The sequence below is a fragment of the Sphingomonas sp. Leaf67 genome (assembly GCF_001421965.1).
Taxonomy (GTDB): domain Bacteria; phylum Pseudomonadota; class Alphaproteobacteria; order Sphingomonadales; family Sphingomonadaceae; genus Sphingomonas.
In genome coordinates, this window is record NZ_LMLP01000001.1 from 1035662 (window position 1) to 1051985 (window position 16324).

General features: G+C 66.7%; 18 protein-coding genes. 10 read left to right on the forward strand and 8 right to left on the reverse strand.

Annotated elements, in window-relative coordinates; translation table 11 throughout:
- Positions 1-10: 10 nt before the first annotated feature.
- The 8 genes from ASE90_RS04920 to pyrE form a co-directional block, all read right to left on the reverse strand.
- Positions 11-1204 (reverse strand): glycosyltransferase, encoded by a 1194-nt coding sequence (locus tag ASE90_RS04920; protein ID WP_055996650.1) that lies wholly within the window; start codon positions 1202-1204, stop codon positions 11-13.
- Between the two features lie 8 nt (positions 1205-1212).
- Positions 1213-1725 (reverse strand): DUF2141 domain-containing protein, encoded by a 513-nt coding sequence (locus ASE90_RS04925; protein ID WP_055997358.1) that lies wholly within the window; start codon positions 1723-1725, stop codon positions 1213-1215.
- Positions 1725-2639, reverse strand: coding sequence for a hypothetical protein (locus ASE90_RS04930; protein ID WP_055996653.1), 915 nt, complete (start codon positions 2637-2639; stop codon positions 1725-1727). The genes ASE90_RS04925 and ASE90_RS04930 overlap by 1 nt, the downstream gene beginning before the upstream one ends.
- A 42-nt stretch (positions 2640-2681) precedes the next feature.
- The gene (gene maiA / locus ASE90_RS04935) at positions 2682-3332 is read right to left on the reverse strand and encodes a maleylacetoacetate isomerase (protein WP_055996655.1); all 651 of its coding nucleotides are present in this window, start codon (positions 3330-3332) and stop codon (positions 2682-2684) included.
- Positions 3329-4282: a signal peptidase I gene (gene lepB, locus ASE90_RS04940; RefSeq protein WP_055996658.1), complete on the reverse strand. Its 954-nt coding sequence runs from the start codon at positions 4280-4282 to the stop codon at positions 3329-3331. Before lepB ends, maiA begins: the two co-directional genes overlap by 4 nt.
- A gap of 8 nt (positions 4283-4290) precedes the next feature.
- Positions 4291-4698: a holo-ACP synthase gene (gene acpS, locus ASE90_RS04945; protein WP_055997361.1), complete on the reverse strand. Its 408-nt coding sequence runs from the start codon at positions 4696-4698 to the stop codon at positions 4291-4293.
- Positions 4699-4852: 154 nt separating this feature from the next.
- Positions 4853-5581, reverse strand: coding sequence for a pyridoxine 5'-phosphate synthase (locus tag ASE90_RS04950; protein WP_055996661.1), 729 nt, complete (start codon positions 5579-5581; stop codon positions 4853-4855).
- Positions 5578-6159 carry an orotate phosphoribosyltransferase gene (gene pyrE, locus ASE90_RS04955; protein WP_055997364.1) on the reverse strand — a complete coding sequence of 194 codons (582 nt, stop codon included), beginning with the start codon at positions 6157-6159 and terminating at the stop codon, positions 5578-5580. Before pyrE ends, ASE90_RS04950 begins: the two co-directional genes overlap by 4 nt.
- 204 nt (positions 6160-6363) lie before the next feature.
- Here pyrE and coxB point away from each other — a divergent pair, with 204 nt between their 5' ends.
- The 10 genes from coxB (at position 6364) to ASE90_RS05000 (ending at position 16316) form a co-directional block, all read left to right on the forward strand.
- Positions 6364-7560 carry a cytochrome c oxidase subunit II gene (gene coxB / locus ASE90_RS04960; protein WP_055996664.1) on the forward strand — a complete coding sequence of 399 codons (1197 nt, stop codon included), beginning with the start codon at positions 6364-6366 and terminating at the stop codon, positions 7558-7560.
- A 1-nt stretch (position 7561) separates the two neighbouring features.
- On the forward strand, positions 7562-9220 hold the full coding sequence (gene ctaD / locus ASE90_RS04965) for a cytochrome c oxidase subunit I (protein ID WP_055996667.1): 1659 nt from the start codon (positions 7562-7564) through the stop codon (positions 9218-9220).
- A 194-nt stretch (positions 9221-9414) separates the two neighbouring features.
- Positions 9415-11184, forward strand: a complete 1770-nt coding sequence (locus tag ASE90_RS04970) for a DUF1800 domain-containing protein (RefSeq protein WP_082449436.1) — start codon at positions 9415-9417, stop codon at positions 11182-11184.
- Positions 11181-12572, forward strand: a complete 1392-nt coding sequence (locus tag ASE90_RS04975; RefSeq protein WP_055996670.1) for a DUF1501 domain-containing protein — start codon at positions 11181-11183, stop codon at positions 12570-12572. Before ASE90_RS04970 ends, ASE90_RS04975 begins: the two co-directional genes overlap by 4 nt.
- Before the next feature lie 228 nt (positions 12573-12800).
- Complete coding sequence (locus ASE90_RS04980) at positions 12801-13700, forward strand: heme o synthase (RefSeq protein WP_055996673.1); 900 nt, start codon at positions 12801-12803, stop codon at positions 13698-13700.
- A complete protein-coding gene (locus ASE90_RS20835) occupies positions 13697-13831 on the forward strand; it encodes a hypothetical protein (RefSeq protein WP_268795000.1) in 135 nt (44 codons plus the stop codon). Before ASE90_RS04980 ends, ASE90_RS20835 begins: the two co-directional genes overlap by 4 nt.
- The gene (locus tag ASE90_RS04985) at positions 13828-14361 is read left to right on the forward strand and encodes a cytochrome c oxidase assembly protein (RefSeq protein WP_055996676.1); all 534 of its coding nucleotides are present in this window, start codon (positions 13828-13830) and stop codon (positions 14359-14361) included. The genes ASE90_RS20835 and ASE90_RS04985 overlap by 4 nt, the downstream gene beginning before the upstream one ends.
- 52 nt (positions 14362-14413) lie before the next feature.
- The gene (locus ASE90_RS04990; protein WP_055997369.1) at positions 14414-15328 is read left to right on the forward strand and encodes a cytochrome c oxidase subunit 3; all 915 of its coding nucleotides are present in this window, start codon (positions 14414-14416) and stop codon (positions 15326-15328) included.
- Positions 15328-15711 carry a DUF983 domain-containing protein gene (locus ASE90_RS04995; protein ID WP_055996679.1) on the forward strand — a complete coding sequence of 128 codons (384 nt, stop codon included), beginning with the start codon at positions 15328-15330 and terminating at the stop codon, positions 15709-15711. Before ASE90_RS04990 ends, ASE90_RS04995 begins: the two co-directional genes overlap by 1 nt.
- Positions 15708-16316 (forward strand): SURF1 family protein, encoded by a 609-nt coding sequence (locus ASE90_RS05000; protein ID WP_055996683.1) that lies wholly within the window; start codon positions 15708-15710, stop codon positions 16314-16316. The genes ASE90_RS04995 and ASE90_RS05000 overlap by 4 nt, the downstream gene beginning before the upstream one ends.
- Positions 16317-16324 lie beyond the last annotated feature (8 nt).

Sequence of the window (16324 nt, forward strand, 5' to 3'; positions counted from 1 at the left end):
CGGGGATGAATTATCGCGCGAACCACGCCGGGAAACGCTGTGCCTTCTCTGCTACCAGCCCTTCATAATACCGCATCAGGTCGATCGTATGGTCGCGATCGGTCCTGACCCGCGCCGCCGCTTCGTTCGCCGCCGCCTTGACCACATCATAGTCGCGCGCGAACAGCCGCGCGATCGCGTCCGCCGCCGATCGGGGATCGCGCGCGGCATAGGTTTCGGCAAAGCCCGGCTCGGCGATCTCCGCGCAGCCGCCCTCGTCGGGCACGATCAGCGGCAGGCCCGAAGCCAACCCTTCCAGCCCGACCAGCCCGAACGGTTCGGCATCCGATCCGTGGATCAGCGCATCGCAACTGGCCATGATCCGCGCAAGCCGCACCCGGTCGTACACCGGCCGGAACAGCCTGATATGCGGGCTGTTGCGCAACCGGTGCTCCAGCCGGCGGGTATGCACGCCGCTGCCGATCTGGATCATGCCCACCGGCAGATGCTCGCCCGCCATCTCGACCGCATCGAAGATCATCGGCCAGCGTTTCTCGGCATGGTGCCGCCCCAGCCCGAGCAGCAAATGACCCTCGGGCGGCAGCCCCAGCTGTTCGAGCAGCGACGCACGCAGTTGTTCGTCGCGATGTTCGGGCGAGAAGAAGCCGCGCTGGATGCCGAGCGGCATCGACGCATGGACCGTCAGCCCGCGCGCGGCATGCCGCTTTTCCAGCGCCGGACCGTTGGTGACGAACGCATCCATCTTCGCCAGATACCGCGCCATATAGCGCGTCCACCACATGAACGCCTCCTCGATCCGCTCGCGGCTGGCCATGCGTTCGAACCAGCGCAGCGGATAGGCGCCGACATTGTCGTTATGCGCGAAATAGACCTTTACCGCATCGCCCGGCCAGTCGGCGACGATGGTGGCGGGACGCCACGGGCTCGACGCCTCGACCACGTCGGGATGCAGTTCGTCGAGCAGCGCGTGGATCGCCCCGCCGCGCAGGAAGATGCCGTAATTGGGGTCGAGGACCAGCGTCGGTGCCTTCACCCAATGGATGCGACCGCCGCCGGGACGTTCCTCGACCGCATTGTGCTTAGCGGGGGCGATGACGATCAGTTCGTGGCCGAGTTCGGCCATGATCGTCATCTTGTGATCGATATAGGTGCGGACCCCGCCGCCGGTGGGCGAATAGAATTCGTTGACGTCGACGACGCGCATCGGATCGTTCAGCCCAGCGGGGCGAAACCGCCCAGTCCGCGCAGATATTGGGCGCGCACCGTCGTCGTCGTCACGCCCGCCGGCACGTTGACGATCGCCTGGGCCAGTTTCGGCCGAGCGCGCCCGAGCTTCCCCGCGCCCGGAAACCCCGCACCATCGCGCATGAAATTGAACTTGTTGCGGCCATCGCGATCATGGGTGAACAGCAGCGCATAGCGGCCGGGCGAAGGCGCGCGGATGCACAGCTGCACCGCCCCGGATGCGGGCATGTCGGCCCATATCCGGCGAAAGAACTTGCCCTCGGCACGCAGGTCGCGATCGTCCTTCAGGAAATCGTCGTCGTTCGCCGGGTACAGCTCCAGCTTCAGCCGGCCGGTACGGTCCTTCAGCCCGACGACATTGACGCGGATCGCCGGCCCCTGGCCGCTGTTGCAGGCGGCGGCGTCGCTGCCGATCGATTGCGCGGCGGCGGGCGTCGCGACGAGCAACGCCGCACCGAGCAGCGTCATGGGCAATTGCATCATTCTTTCCTTGCGAGCGCAGGAAGCCCGAATGCCGCCATCAACACCGCGTGGGTAAACAGGGTGAGTGTCGCGACGAACGCGACGAGGTCGGACAGGGCTTCGCCATGCCCGATGAACATAATCGCGAAGTTGGCGAAAAGAAGGTCTTTGTTCGGCAACAGCGGCAGCCGTGCCACCACGAGACGCCCGGCGGCAAGGAACAGCCACCATTTGATCGATACCAGCGGCATCGCGAAATAGCTGGCGATGCCGAAGGCGAGCGACCCGAGGATCAGGCGCGCGCAATGCACGCCGAAGATCCAGCCTAGCGTCCGCGCCGGCAGCGAAAACACCCGCCGCGAGAACAACAGGAGCACGCCCGAAATCCCGACCGCGACCGCCGCCGACCATGCCAGCATCCGCAATTGCGGCGGCGTGAACAATTCGAACGCAAAGGGCAGCGCCACCGCCAGCATCGCCACGGTCACGATATTGCCGGCGATCCCCGACAGGATTGTCACGTCCTTCACCGCGCCGAACGGCGCCGTTACCATCTTCAGCCGGGCACGCGCCCATGCATAGAAGAACACGTCGCCCGAATAGCCGATGACGACGTCGTTCGCGATCCGCTTGCGCACCAACGCCCCGAAGCCGTCGAACGGCAACCGCCACAGCGCGCGGAAGATGACGAAGTCGAACAGCGGCGGCGAGAGATAGGCGAGCGCGAAGAACGCATAGAACCACGGCGAATCGGGCGCGGCCAGTCCGACCCCGGCCCAGCCATGGTCGAACAGCTCCCACGCCAGCCCGACGATCATCAGCGCCGACAGCGCCGCACCGAGCATACGCGGCCAGCGCGGGCGGAACCGCTCCAGCGGCTCCAGCCCGGCAAGGTCGGGACCACCCCGTACGGCCTCGGTATCGCTTACCATGTCGCGCGACGTCCTACGCGCCTGGCCCGGCGTTCGCCAGCATCATGCCGCGGGCGCCACCCGGTCGGCCACCCGGTCGGGATGCGCGGCGGCAAAGGCGGGCAAGCGCGCCGCCCGCGCGTCGATCGCGACCAGTTTCGGCCATGGCGACAGGTCCAGTTCGAACCGCCGCGCATTATAGAGTTGCGGCACGAGGCAGCAATCGACCACGCCCGGCGCAGCGCCTCCGAAAAAGCCGTCGGTTGGCGCGTTCGCCTCCAGCGCATCCAGCCCCAGCGCGATCCAGTGGCGATACCAGTCCGCCTTGGCCCCGGCATCGGCCCCGAACTGGCTTTCGAGCCGCTGTAATACCCGCAGATTGTCGATCGGGTGGATGTCGGCGACGATCACCAGCGCCTGCGCCATCGCCTGAGCACGAGCGAGCGGATCGGACGGAAACAGGCGCGGTTCGGGACGGGTGCTGTCGAGCCAGTCGAGCATCGCCAGCGACTGGGTCAGCACCGTGCCGTCGGACAGCGCCAGCGCCGGGACCAGTCCCTGCGGGTTGCGCGCCAGATGCTCGGCCCGGCGCTGTTCGCCCTGCACCAGCGAAATCTCCACCCGGTCATGGGCCACGCGCTTGAGGTTGAGCGCAATGCGGACGCGATACCCCGCCGACGACCGGAAATAGTCGTACAGCGTCACGTCGCTCACTGCGCGGCGCCGCTCGCCGGCACCAGCGAGGTACCCGCGCGGCCGCTCCGGAACGAACTGAACCATGTCGCCGGGTTCAGGCTGGTCGTGCCGTCGAGCGAGAAGGTGATGAACTCGGCCCGTCCGCCGATATTCTCCCACGGTACCGGTCCGCCCAAGCCCCGCTCGGCTTCCGAAAAGCGGCTGTCGGCGCTGTTGTCGCGATTGTCGCCCATCAGGAAGACATGGTTGGCCGGGATCACGATCGGCGCGAAATTGTCCCCCTGCGAATAGCGGAAGTCGATCGTGTCATATTGCCGCCCGTTCGGCAGCGTCTCGCGGTACATCGGCAGGCGGCAGAACGCCCCCTTGTCGGTCTGCACCAACGCGCCCGGATACTGGTCCGGATCGCAGCGGGTATTGGCGTCGACCGGGATCATCGCGTCGCCCATCGCCTTGCGCGGAATGGCCACGTCGTTGATGTAGACGACGCCCCCCGCCACCTCCAGCCGGTCGCCCGGCAGGCCGATGACACGCTTGATCAGGTCGGTGTTGCTTCCCGGAGGCTTGACAATGACCACATCCCCCCGCTCCGGCAACGAACCCCACAGCCGGCCATGCCATGCCGGCAACTGGACGCTCCACGTATCCTGCGGCTGGTGCAGGACGATGTCGCGGAACATCGCCACCGGATTGGGGATGGTCGGCGACACGAACGACCAACCATAGGCATATTTGCTCACCACCAGCCGATCGCCGACGCGTAAGCCCGGCAGCATCGATTCGGACGGGATGTAGAAAGGCTTGGCGATGAAGCTGTGAAAGCCCAGCACCACCAGCAACAGCCAGAACAGCCCGCGCACTTCGCCCTTCCAGTCGAGCCGCGCGCGGCGCGGATGATGGTGGGCGGGCGCCGGGGTCGGCGACGACGCGGGAACTCCCTGGTTCTCCAGCGCCAGATGATCGGCCATCGAACGTCCTACTCTGTTGCCGGCACCGCTTCGATGATGACGAACGCCTGCGCCCAGGGGTGATCGTCGGTCATCGTCAGATGCACCTTCGCGACGTGGCCCGCCGGCATCATCGCGTCAAGCCGCGCTTTCGCGCCACCGGTCAATGCCAGCGTCGGCGCGCCCGACGCGGCGTTGACGACGCCGATGTCGCGCATGAACACGCCCTGCGCAAAGCCGGTGCCGACCGCCTTGGAAAAGGCTTCCTTGGCGGCGAACCGCTTGGCGAGCGTACCGGCGCGGGTGAAGGGACGCCTGGTGGCTTTCGCCTGTTCGACGTCGGTGAAGACCCGCTGAATGAAGCGATCGCCGAACCGGTCGAGCGACGACTGGATGCGGTCGATGTTGCAGAGGTCCGAACCGAGACCGACGATCATGCGCAGATCCTTCCCATCGCCGATGGGGAGGGGAACCATGCGTAGCATGGTGGAGGGGGCGTCGGCGCAGCCGGCGCTACGCGCCGCCCCTCCACCACCGCCTTCGGCGGCGGTCCCCCTCTCCAAGCACGCTTGGGGAGGATTTGCACGGCTCTCACCGTGCAGTCTCCATCAGGTCCTTCATCCGCCGCACCATCGGTCCCAACCCGCCGAAAATTGCCTCACCGATCAGGAAATGGCCGATATTGAGTTCACGCACCTGCGGGATCGCGGCGATCGGAATGACATTGTCGAAGGTCAGGCCATGGCCGGCATGAACCTCGATCCCGTTCTTTGCCGCCAGCGCCGCTGCATCGGCGATACGGCGGAGTTCGGCGACCTGTTCATCGCCGGACAATTCGGCATAGCGGCCGGTGTGCAACTCGACCACCGGTGCGCCGAGCGCCACCGCCGCGGCGATCTGCTCCGCATCGGGTTCGATGAACAGCGACACCCGGATCCGCGCCGCGCCCAGTTCGCGCATCATCGGGGCCAGCGTGTTGTGCTGCCCCGCCGCATCCAGCCCGCCCTCGGTCGTGCGCTCCTCGCGCTTTTCGGGCACGATGCAGGCGGCGTGCGGCCGATGGCGCAGCGCGATGCCCAGCATCTCGTCGGTCGCCGCCATTTCGAGGTTGAGCGGTACGGTCAGTTCCGCCGACAGCCGGGCGATATCGTCGTCGGTGATGTGGCGGCGATCCTCGCGCAGATGGGCAGTGATCCCGTCCGCGCCATGCTCGGCCGCCAGCAGCGCGGCGCGTACCGGATCGGGATAGCCCGAGCCGCGTGCGTTGCGGACGGTCGCGACGTGATCGATGTTGACGCCGAGGCGCAGTGGCTCGCTCATGCCGCGCGGCTCCCCGGCTTGATCGCCGGGATCGCCGCCAGATCGGCGGGCAGCGCATCGGGTTGGTAGCTCGGCACGTCGAGACGGATCAACGGGAAGAACGGCACGCCCAGATCGGCACCGCCGTTCGACCGGTCGACCAGCGACGCCGCCGCCACGACCTTGCCGCCCGCCGCCCCGATCGCGGCGATCGCCTCGCGTGACGACAGGCCGGTGGTCACCACATCCTCCATCATCAGCACGCGGGTGCCGGCATCGATGCGGAAACCGCGGCGCAGTTCGAAGGTGCCCGTCGGCCGTTCGAGGAACATGGCAGGCACGCCCAGTGACCGGCCCATCTCATGCCCGACGATCACCCCACCCATCGCCGGCGAGATCACGACATCGATCGATTCGCGGAGATCGGCCGGCAACCGGGCCGCCAGTTCGTCGCACAGCCGTGCGGCACGGCGCGGGTCCATCAACACGCGCGCACATTGCAGATAGCGGGACGAGCGCAGGCCCGACGACAGGATGAAATGTCCCTCCAGCAGCGCTTCCGCCTGCCGGAATTCATCGAGGATCGCGTCGTCGTTCATGGTTGTCGTCCCGCCGGTTGCCGTCGCGCGCCGCATTAGTCCGGCACCGGGTACGTTCGCAACCATCGCTTGAGGCCGGGCGACATGCCGCGTATAGCCCGGAGGGTTAGGGTTTCCAAACGCCCGCCCTATGCGACCACGCCGGTCAAGAAGCGTGCAGCATAACTTGTAACGGGGTGACACGACACGATGCGAAGCATTGGGATGAGGATGTTTGTTTACGCGGCCGCCGCGGCATTGGCGGGAACCGCCTATGCGCAGCAGCCAGCGGCAGTAACGCCGGGCACGGGCGCGGTAGCGACCGCGCCGCAGGCAGGGGCCCCGCCGCCGGGATCGGCGGAGGCCAATCTGACCGGACAGGTGACGCCGCCGGCGACCGCCGCGGCCCCGACGCCGCCCGCGATGCAGGACCCGACGCTGAACGCTGACGGATCGCCGCGCATGGTCGCGACGCCGCATGTCGGCCAGCCGACCGACCGCACGATCGACCTGCAGACGCAGGTCACGCCGAATGGGCGCGAGGGGAAAGCGTTCCACAATCACATCCTGATGCCGGTAATCGTCATTATCTCGCTGCTGGTGCTGTTCCTGCTCGGCTATGTCGCGTTCCGTTTCCGCGAAAAGGCGAACCCGGTTCCGTCGAAGACGTCGCACAACACCGTCATCGAAATCATCTGGACCGCCGCCCCGGTGCTGATCCTCGCCGCGATCGCGGTGCCGTCGATCGGGCTGCTCGCACGCCAGTTCAAGCCCGCGCCCGACAATGCGGTGACGCTGAAGGCGATCGGCAACCAGTGGTTCTGGTCCTATGAATATCCCGATTATGGCGGCGTGTCGGTGACCGCCAACATGCTGAAGGAACGGGGCGAAGTCGGTCCGGGCCAGCGGTTCCGCACCGATGCCGACGGCCCCCGCCTGCTCGCGGTCGACAATCGCATCGTGCTGCCGGTCGGTGTGCCGATCCGCCTGATCACCACTGCGACCGACGTGATCCATAGCTGGGCGATGCCCGCCTTCTGGATCAAGCTGGACGCGGTACCGGGACGGCTGAACGAAACCAGCTTCACGATCGAAAAGCCGGGTTTGTATTTCGGCCAGTGCAGCGAGTTGTGCGGTGCGCGCCATGCGTACATGCCGATCGCGGTCGAAGCGGTGCCGGTCGCGCAGTTCAACCAGTGGATCCGCGCCAAGGGCGGCACGCTGCCCAGCCCCGCGCAGGCCGCCGCCCCCACCAGTGCCGTGATCCCGCAGCCGGGTGCCGATGCCGCCGACGCCACGTCGGAAGCCGGCAACACCGCCAGCGACGCGTCGACGCCAGTCGTCAACGCGACCGAAGCCGCCTCTCCCTCCACCCAGCGCGCCACCGGCAACGGCGGCGGCGTCGGCAACGTGGACCAGTAAGATGACCGATTCCGCCCTTTCCGGCCACCACGCGTTCGACGCGCACGGGCACGGCCACGACGCGCATCACCACGATGCCGACCACAAGCCGGCGTTCTTCGCCCGCTGGTTCATGTCGACCAACCACAAGGATATCGGGACGCTGTACCTGATCTTCGCGATCGTCGCGGGGATCATCGGCGGGGCGATTTCGGGGGTGATGCGCCTCGAACTCGCCGAACCGGGCATTCAGTGGCTGCCATGGCTGTCGGGACATGAAGGCGATCAGGCGCTCCATTTCTGGAACGTGCTGATCACCGCGCATGGCCTCATCATGGTGTTCTTCATGGTCATGCCGGCGATGATCGGGGGCTTCGGCAACTGGTTCGTGCCCATCATGATCGGCGCGCCCGACATGGCGTTCCCGCGCATGAACAACATCTCGTTCTGGCTGCTCATCCCCGCCTTCGCGCTGCTGCTGGGCAGCACGATGTTCGGTGGCGGTGCCGGCACCGGCTGGACGGTCTATGCCCCGCTGTCGACCTATGGCGAACCGGGGCCGTCGGTCGACATGGCGATCCTGTCGCTGCACCTCGCCGGTGCGTCGTCGATCCTGGGGGCGATCAACTTCATCACCACCATCTTCAACATGCGCGCGCCGGGCATGACCCTGCACAAGATGCCGCTGTTCGTGTGGTCGGTGCTGGTCACCGCCTTCCTGCTGCTGCTGGCGCTGCCGGTGCTCGCCGCAGCGATCACCATGCTGCTGACCGATCGCAAGTTCGGCACCACCTTCTTCGATCCGGCCGGCGGCGGCGATCCGATCCTGTACCAGCATCTGTTCTGGTTCTTCGGCCACCCCGAAGTCTACATCATGATCCTGCCGGGCTTCGGCATCATCAGCCACATCGTCGCGACGTTCAGCCGCAAGCCGGTGTTCGGCTATCTCGGCATGGCCTATGCCATGGTCGCGATCGGGGCGGTCGGCTTCGTCGTGTGGGCGCATCACATGTTCACGACCGGCCTGAGCGTGAACACCAAGATGTATTTCACCGCCGCGACGATGATCATCGCGGTGCCAACCGGCATCAAGATCTTCTCGTGGATCGCGACGATGTGGGGCGGCAGCCTGCGCTTCCCCACGCCGATGCTGTGGGCGATCGGGTTCATCTTCATGTTCACGGTCGGTGGCGTGACCGGCGTCGTGCTGGCCAATGGCGGTGTCGACGACGTCCTGCACGACACCTATTATGTCGTCGCGCACTTCCATTACGTGTTGTCGCTGGGGGCGGTGTTCGCGCTGTTCGCCGGCTTCTACTACTGGTTCCCGAAGATGTCGGGGAAGATGTACAACGAACTGCTCGGCAAGCTGCACTTCTGGGTGTTCTTCATCGGCGTGAACGTCATGTTCTTCCCGATGCACTTCCTTGGCGCGCAGGGCATGCCGCGGCGCTACCCGGACTATCCGGACGCCTATGCCTTCTTCAACCACATCGCCTCGGCCGGATACGGCATCATGGCGATCGGCATGGTGTTCTTCTTCGTCAACGTCGTCATCTCGCTGATCGGCGGGCGCAAGGCGGCGGACAATCCATGGGGCGACGGCGCGACGACGCTGGAATGGACGCTGTCCTCGCCCCCGCCCTTCCACCAGTTCGAAACCCTGCCCAAGGTCGACTGACCCGACGGCTGGCCCAAAACAGCAACGCCCCGGAGCGATCCGGGGCGTCTTTTTGTGGGTTTCACAGGGCTCGATACGGTTGCGCAACTGTCGCGTTAACGGCCGGTAAACCATGAATCCGCAGGAAAACCCGCCTGTTAATCATTCCCCAACCATAGGCCGCTATCCCCTTCGTCAGCGTACAGGGGATTGCCATGTTGGGCGACGAAACGATCATCGACACCGCTGATCGGACACCGGTTTCTGAACAGACGACGCGGGCGCTGCCCGTCGATGCCGCGCCCGCTTCGGGCTTCGCGGCGAAGCACGGCGTTGTCGCCGCCGCCGCCTTGCTGGCGGCATGCGATTCCGGCGGAGGCGGCTCTGGCCCCGGCACGGTGACCGTCGCCGGCCCCAGTCCCACGCCGACGCCCGCCCCCACGCCGACACCGACCCCGACCGTCGCCGCCCTGAACGCCCGCAGCGCCAGCCGCTTCCTCGCGCAGGCGACGATGGGCGCGACCCGCACCGGCATCGATTCGGTGCTGAACACCGGGATCGCCGGCTGGATCGAGGCGCAGTTCGCGGTCCCCCGCCCAACCAGCCACTGGGACTGGATGGTCGCCAAGGGCTATGCCGAAGCGGACAAGATCAACGTCCAGAGCGGCTATGACGCCAGCGTATGGCGACAGGTGATCGCCGGCCCCGATGCGCTGCGTCAGCGGGTGACGGTGGCGCTGCTCGACTATCTGGTGGTCGGCATGGGCGTGCTGAACATCGGCTGGCGGTCGCTGGCGGTCGCGGCGTACACCGACGTGCTGGCCGACAACGCGTTCGGCAACTACCGCGATCTGCTGGGCGCGATCAGCCGGAACGCGGCGATGGGCATGTTCCTGACATTCGTGAACAGCAAGAAGGGCAACCCGTCGACCGGCAGCCTGCCCGACGAGAATTACGCGCGCGAACTGATGCAGCTCTTTACGCTCGGCGTAAATCAGCTCGAACAGGACGGCACCGTCCGCGTGTCGAACGGACAGGCGCTGGAAACCTACACGCTCGACGACGTGTCGCAGCTGGCCCGCATCTTCACCGGATTGCAGCTGGTCAGCAGCGATACGACGACCCCCGACCGGATGCGCCAGCCGCTGATCCTGAACGCGGCGAACAACGAAACCGGATCGGCGACCTTCCTCGGCGCGACGGTTTCGGGGGGCGGCATGGCCGCGCTCGACGCGGCGCTCGACGTCATCTTCCGCCATCCCAACGTCGCGCCGTTCGTGTCGAAGCAGCTGATCCAGCGGATGGTCACCTCCAACCCCAGTCCCGCCTATGTCGGGCGCGTCTCGGCCGCCTTCGCCAATAACGGCAGCGGCGTGCGCGGCGACATGAAGGCGGTGATCCGCGCGATCCTGCTCGACCCTGAAGTCCGCGACGAGGCCGCCGCGCTGGCCAGCACCACCGCCGGTCGCCTGCGCGAACCGGTGCTGCGGCTGACCAACTGGGCGCGCGCGTTCGGCGTCACCTCGCCCAGCGACGCATGGGCGATCGGCGACACGACCAGCACCACCACCCGGCTGGGGCAGGGCATCGGACGCGCCGCCAGCGTGTTCGGCTTCGTCCGGCCAGGCTTCACCCCGCCGGGCACGGCGATGGTGCAGGCCGGGCTGACCGCACCCGAATTCCTGATGTCGAGCGAACAGACCAACATCGCCTACATCAATTACATGCAGTCGCTGGTCGGCGGCGGCACCGGCGATACCAAGGCGGATTACGCGCCGATGATGGCGCTGGCGTCGGACAGCGCGAAGCTGGTCGACGAGGTCAACCTGATCCTTGCCGCCGGACAGCTGCGCGCGGCGACCGTCGCGTCGATCCGGGCCGCGGTCGACAGCATTCCGCTGACCGCGAACAACGCCACGCTCAACCGAACCGGGGTCGCGATCCTGCTGACCCTTGCCTCGCCCGATTATCTGGTGCTGAAATGAACGCTCCGACCATCCTGACCGACGTATCCCGCCGCGCGTTCCTGCAACGCTCCGCCCTGTTCGGCGTGGCCGGGGTCGCGGCTCCGTTCGTCACCAGCCTCGGCGCGATCGGCGAGGCGGCGGCGGCCACCGCCAGCGATTACAAGGCGCTGGTCTGTATCTTCCTTGCGGGAGGCAACGACCATTTCAACACGCTGGTCCCCTACGACCCGACCAGCCACGCCAAATATGCATCGCTGCGCAGCGCGCTTGCCTTCTCGCGCGAGGCGCTGGCGCCCACCGTCCTGCTGCCGACCGCCGACCTTGGCGGGCGGGCCTATGCGCTCGCCCCGGCGATGGCCCCGCTCAGCCCGCTGTTCGATGCCGGGCGGATGGCGGTGGCGATGAACGTCGGCACGCTGATCCAGCCGACGACCAAGGCGCAATATCAGAACAGGTCGGTGCGCCTGCCGCCCAAGCTGTTCAGCCATAACGATCAGCAGAGCTTCTTTCAGGCGTCGAGCCCCGAAGGGGCCGGCTCGGGCTGGGGCGGCCGGATCGGCGATCTGTTCCAGTCGGGCAACGGCACGTCGGCGGTCACCTGCATCAATGCATCGGGCAATGCCGTCTTCCTGTCGGGTCGCAACGCGATCCAGTATAACGTCGGCACCGGCGGCCCGGTCCCGCTGTTGCGCAACGCAACGTCGCTCTACGGATCGAGCGTCGCCGCGCAGACGCTGCGACAAATGATGACCGACGCCAATCCGCATATGTTCGGTGGCGAATATGCACGGATCAACAAGCGGGCGATGGATACGCAGGTCCAGCTCGCCAACGGTCTGGCCGGCGTTCCGGAGGCGAATTTCCCGCTGTTCCCCGACGACAACGGCCTTGCCGACCAGCTGCGGATGGTCGCGCGGATGATCGCGATCTCGGGCGATCTGGGGACGAAGCGCCAGGTGTTCTTCGTGTCGATGGGCGGGTTCGATCTGCACGACAATCTGGCGTCGAACCAGCCGCGCCTGCTCGGCAAACTGGCCGACGCGATGCGCGCATTCCACGACACCACCGCCGCGCTGGGCGTCGCAGACAAGGTAACGACCTTTACCGGTTCGGATTTCGGGCGGACGCTGCCGTCGAACGGCAATGGGTGCGACCATGGCTGGGGATCGATGCACTTCGTCATGGGCGGCGCGGTCAAGGGCAAGCGGCTCTACGGCACCGCGCCGCTGGTCGGCACCAACACCACCGACGATGTCGGTCAGGGGCGGCTGATCCCGACCATGTCGGTCGATCAATATGCATCGACGCTGGCGCGCTGGTTCGGTGTGTCGGACGGGGACATGTCGACCGTACTTCCGAATATCGGCAATTACGACAAGTCGAGCTGGGGCCAGGGCTTCGTCTGATCACCGCGGAGCGACACCTTCGCCCTTTCGGCCGCGACCGGACGCCATGCAGGATGCGGGCGTCCCGCCGCCTCGATCGTCCGCCTCACGCCGGCCGGGGGCCCACGCCTGCACCGGTGGTGAATCGGACACCGATGCAGGTCGGTTCCTCGCCTTCCTGGTAGGTGCGGAATGTCGGACGGCCTCACACCGCTTTCCCCCGCCCCCACAACCGCCTATACGACGGCGATGACCGCGCAGACGATCACCCTGCCCGCCGAATGGCGCGATTTCCTCGCTCTTACCAAGCCACGCGTGATGTCGCTGGTCGTCTTCACCGGGCTGTGCGGGATGCTGGCCGCGCCGGTCGCGATCCATCCGGTCATTGGCTTCACCGCCGTCCTGTGCATCGCACTCGGCGCAGGTGCGGCGGGGGCGCTCAACCAGTGGTACGAGGCCGATCTCGACGCCAAGATGAAGCGGACGCAGGGCCGGCCCCTTCCCGCCGGCCGGATGGACCGGCAATCGGCGCTGCATTTCGGCGTCGGCCTCGCCATCTTTTCGGTCGTGCTGATGGGGCTGGCGGTGAACTTCGCTTCCGCCGCGATCCTGACCGTGTCGATCCTGTTCTACGTGCTGGTCTATACCGTGTGGCTCAAACGCCGGACGCCGCAGAACATCGTGATCGGCGGGGCGGCGGGCGCGTTTCCGCCGCTGATCGGCTGGGCGGCGGCGACCGGCGACGTCGCGCTGCTGCCGTTCCTGCTGTTCAGCCTCGTCTTCCTCTGGACGCCGCCGCATTTCTGGGCGCTCGCGCTGTTCGTGAAGACCGATTACGCCAATGCCGGCGTGCCGATGCTGCCGGTGGTGGCGGGCGAGCGGACGACGCGGACCCAGATCGGGCTGTACACCATTCCGATGGCGGCGGTCGCGGTCGCACCGTGGCCGCTGGGGCTGACCGGCGCGATCTACGGCATCGCCGCCTGCCTGCTGACCGCGACCTTCGGGTTGCTGGCGGTGCAGGTCGCGCTGCGTTCGACCCAGCAGGACGACAGGATGAAGCCCGAAAAGCGGCTGTTCGCCTTCTCGATCCTGTATCTTTTCGCGATGTTCGGCGCGCTGGTCGCCGACCGGTGGATGTTGACATGAGCGAACACGACGACCGCATCCGCGCCCGGCAGCGCGAACGGGCCAAGGTGATGGCGTGGCTGCTCGGCGCGTTCGTCGTGCTGCTGTTCGCGATCACCATCGTCAAGATTCAGGCGGGGCTGGGCGCGTGACCCGCAACCTGCGCGTGGCGTTGCTGGCGGTGGCGGGCGTGGTCGGAATGACCGGCGTCGGTTTCGCCAGCGTGCCGCTGTACCGCATGTTCTGTCAGGCGACCGGCTTCAACGGCACGACCCAGCGTGGGCAGGTGGCCCCCGGCGGCATCGGCGACAAGGTCGTGGTGCGGTTCGACACCAATACCAATCCGGCGCTGGGATGGGAGTTCAAGCCCGAACGCGCGTCGGAAACCGTCGATATCGGCGCACGCGACATGGCGTTCTTCACCGCGAAGAACGTGTCGGGTCGCCCGGTCACCGGCACCGCCACCTTCAACGTGACGCCGAGCCAGGCGGGCAAATATTTCACGAAGATCCAGTGCTTCTGCTTCACGCAGCAGACGCTGCAACCGGGCGAGAAGGTGCGCATGCCGGTGATCTTCTTCGTCGATCCCAAGATCCATGACGATCCGGACGCGAAGGACATTCGCGCAATCACCCTCTCCTACACATTTTACCCGGTGGATTCGGGCGCGACGACCAGCTAGGATCACGCGCAAACACGCTCCGCAAAAGGCGCGAACAGCTTAGGGACGGATGATGGCAGGCGCGAAGAACCACGATTTTCACATCCTGCCCCCCAGCATCTGGCCGCTTGCCAGTTCGATGGCCGCCTTCATGATGGCGGCGGGCGGCGTGATGTATCTCAACGAAGCGGCGCTCGGCGGATTCGTGTTCGGTGCCGGCCTGATCGCAACCCTGTCCTGCATGGGCTTCTGGTGGGCCGACGTGATCCGCGAAGCGAAGGCGGGCGACCATACGCCGGTGGTGCAGCTGCACCTGCGCTACGGCATGATCCTGTTCATCGCGTCCGAAGTGATGTTCTTCGTCGGCTGGTTCTGGTCGTGGTTCGACTTCTCGCTCTTCCCCGCCGCGGTCCAGTATAATCACGAAGACGGCGTCTCGCTGATCGAGGCGGGCAATACCGCCGTCGTCGCGCAATGGCCGCCGGCGGGCCTCGAAGTGCTCAACGCCTTCGAACTGCCGCTGCTCAACACCTTCATCCTGCTGCTGTCGGGCACCACCGTGACGTGGGCGCATCACGCGCTGATCCACAACCAGCGCGGTGGCGCGATGAAGGGGCTGTGGGGCGCGATCGGCGTGGGTGAGAATGACGGCGTGAAGAAGGGGCTGTGGCTGACCGTCCTGCTCGGCGCGCTGTTCTCGTGCATCCAGGCCTATGAATATGTCCATGCGCCGATGCCGTTCAAAGGGCTGAACTATGGCGCGGCCTTCTACATGGCGACCGGGTTCCACGGCTTCCACGTGCTGGTCGGCACCATCTTCCTCGCCGTCAACCTGATCCGTGCCTACAAGGGCGACTTCACCCCGAAGCAGCATTTCGGGTTCGAAGCGGCGGCGTGGTATTGGCACTTCGTCGACGTGGTGTGGCTGTTCCTGTTCGTCGTCATCTATGTCTGGGGCGGCTGGGGCGCGCCGATCCACGGCGGCTGATGCCCGGACAACCGGGCGCGGGTGCCCCTGCGCCCTTCGACTGCGGCGTGCGCGGCCTGTGTCCACGTTGCGCCGCGCCGACCCTGTTCCGCAGTCCCGTCGCCTTCGCCGGTCGCTGTTCGGTCTGCGGCCTCGATTTCGACGCGTTCAACGTCGGTGACGGCCCGGCGGCGTTCCTGACCCTCGGCATCGGCACGATCATCACCGTCCTCGCCATCTGGCTCGAACTCGCCGCGGGGCCGCCATGGTGGGTGCATGTGCTGCTGTGGGTGCCGCTGACCATCCTCGGCGTGGTCGGCAGCCTGCGCATTGCCAAGGGCATGTTAATCGCGCTCGAATATCGGCGCGGCGCTGGCGAAGGCCGGATCGACCCGCGCCCATGAAACGCCTGCCGATCCTTTCCACGTTGATCGTGCTGCTGGCGGTCGCGGCGATGGTCGCGCTCGGGCTGTGGCAGTTGCAGCGCCGCGCCGAAAAGGCGGCGCTGATCGCCCATGCCAGCGCCAATCTCGACCGGCTGGTGCAACCCTTGCCGGCACGGATCACCGACGATTTGTTGTTCGCGCGCGTGACCGCCACCTGTGCGCGGGTCGGCGACTGGACGATGGGTGCCGGCCGCGCGGTCGATGACAGCTCGGGCTATCGCCATATCGCAACCTGCACCGGTCCGACCGGTCAGGTGTTCCGCGTCGACCTCGGCGTTGCCGCCGATCCGAAGCTGCGTCCTTTATGGTCCGGTGGCGCGGTGGCCGGCACGCTCAGCCACGCACCGGGCGGGCCGACGCTGCTCGACCGGATGACCGGCCGCGCCGCGCCCCCGGCGCCGATGATCGTGTCGGACACGCCCGCCCCCGGGCTGAAGGCCAGCCGCCGTCCCGATCCCGCCAGCCTGCCCGACAACCACCTCGCTTATGCGATCCAGTGGTTCGCCTTCGCCTTGGCCGCGGTCATCATATACTTGCTGGCACTTCGCCGTCGCAGCCGCTAACCGCACAG

What these genes read in the sequence shown, in the direction of transcription:
- ASE90_RS04920 (WP_055996650.1), bottom strand. Translation starts at nt 1,204, where the DNA reads ATGCGCGTCGTCGACGTCAACGAATTCTATTCGCCCACCGGCGGCGGG.
- ASE90_RS04925 (WP_055997358.1), bottom strand. Translation starts at nt 1,725, where the DNA reads ATGCAATTGCCCATGACGCTGCTCGGTGCGGCGTTGCTCGTCGCGACG.
- ASE90_RS04930 (WP_055996653.1), bottom strand. Translation starts at nt 2,639, where the DNA reads ATGGTAAGCGATACCGAGGCCGTACGGGGTGGTCCCGACCTTGCCGGG.
- lepB (WP_055996658.1), bottom strand. Translation starts at nt 4,282, where the DNA reads ATGGCCGATCATCTGGCGCTGGAGAACCAGGGAGTTCCCGCGTCGTCG.
- acpS (WP_055997361.1), bottom strand. Translation starts at nt 4,698, where the DNA reads ATGATCGTCGGTCTCGGTTCGGACCTCTGCAACATCGACCGCATCCAG.
- ASE90_RS04950 (WP_055996661.1), bottom strand. Translation starts at nt 5,581, where the DNA reads ATGAGCGAGCCACTGCGCCTCGGCGTCAACATCGATCACGTCGCGACC.
- pyrE (WP_055997364.1), bottom strand. Translation starts at nt 6,159, where the DNA reads ATGAACGACGACGCGATCCTCGATGAATTCCGGCAGGCGGAAGCGCTG.
- coxB (WP_055996664.1), top strand. Translation starts at nt 6,364, where the DNA reads ATGAGGATGTTTGTTTACGCGGCCGCCGCGGCATTGGCGGGAACCGCC.
- ctaD (WP_055996667.1), top strand. Translation starts at nt 7,562, where the DNA reads ATGACCGATTCCGCCCTTTCCGGCCACCACGCGTTCGACGCGCACGGG.
- ASE90_RS04970 (WP_082449436.1), top strand. Translation starts at nt 9,415, where the DNA reads ATGTTGGGCGACGAAACGATCATCGACACCGCTGATCGGACACCGGTT.
- ASE90_RS04975 (WP_055996670.1), top strand. Translation starts at nt 11,181, where the DNA reads ATGAACGCTCCGACCATCCTGACCGACGTATCCCGCCGCGCGTTCCTG.
- ASE90_RS04980 (WP_055996673.1), top strand. Translation starts at nt 12,801, where the DNA reads ATGACCGCGCAGACGATCACCCTGCCCGCCGAATGGCGCGATTTCCTC.
- ASE90_RS20835 (WP_268795000.1), top strand. Translation starts at nt 13,697, where the DNA reads ATGAGCGAACACGACGACCGCATCCGCGCCCGGCAGCGCGAACGGGCC.
- ASE90_RS04990 (WP_055997369.1), top strand. Translation starts at nt 14,414, where the DNA reads ATGGCAGGCGCGAAGAACCACGATTTTCACATCCTGCCCCCCAGCATC.
- ASE90_RS04995 (WP_055996679.1), top strand. Translation starts at nt 15,328, where the DNA reads ATGCCCGGACAACCGGGCGCGGGTGCCCCTGCGCCCTTCGACTGCGGC.
- ASE90_RS05000 (WP_055996683.1), top strand. Translation starts at nt 15,708, where the DNA reads ATGAAACGCCTGCCGATCCTTTCCACGTTGATCGTGCTGCTGGCGGTC.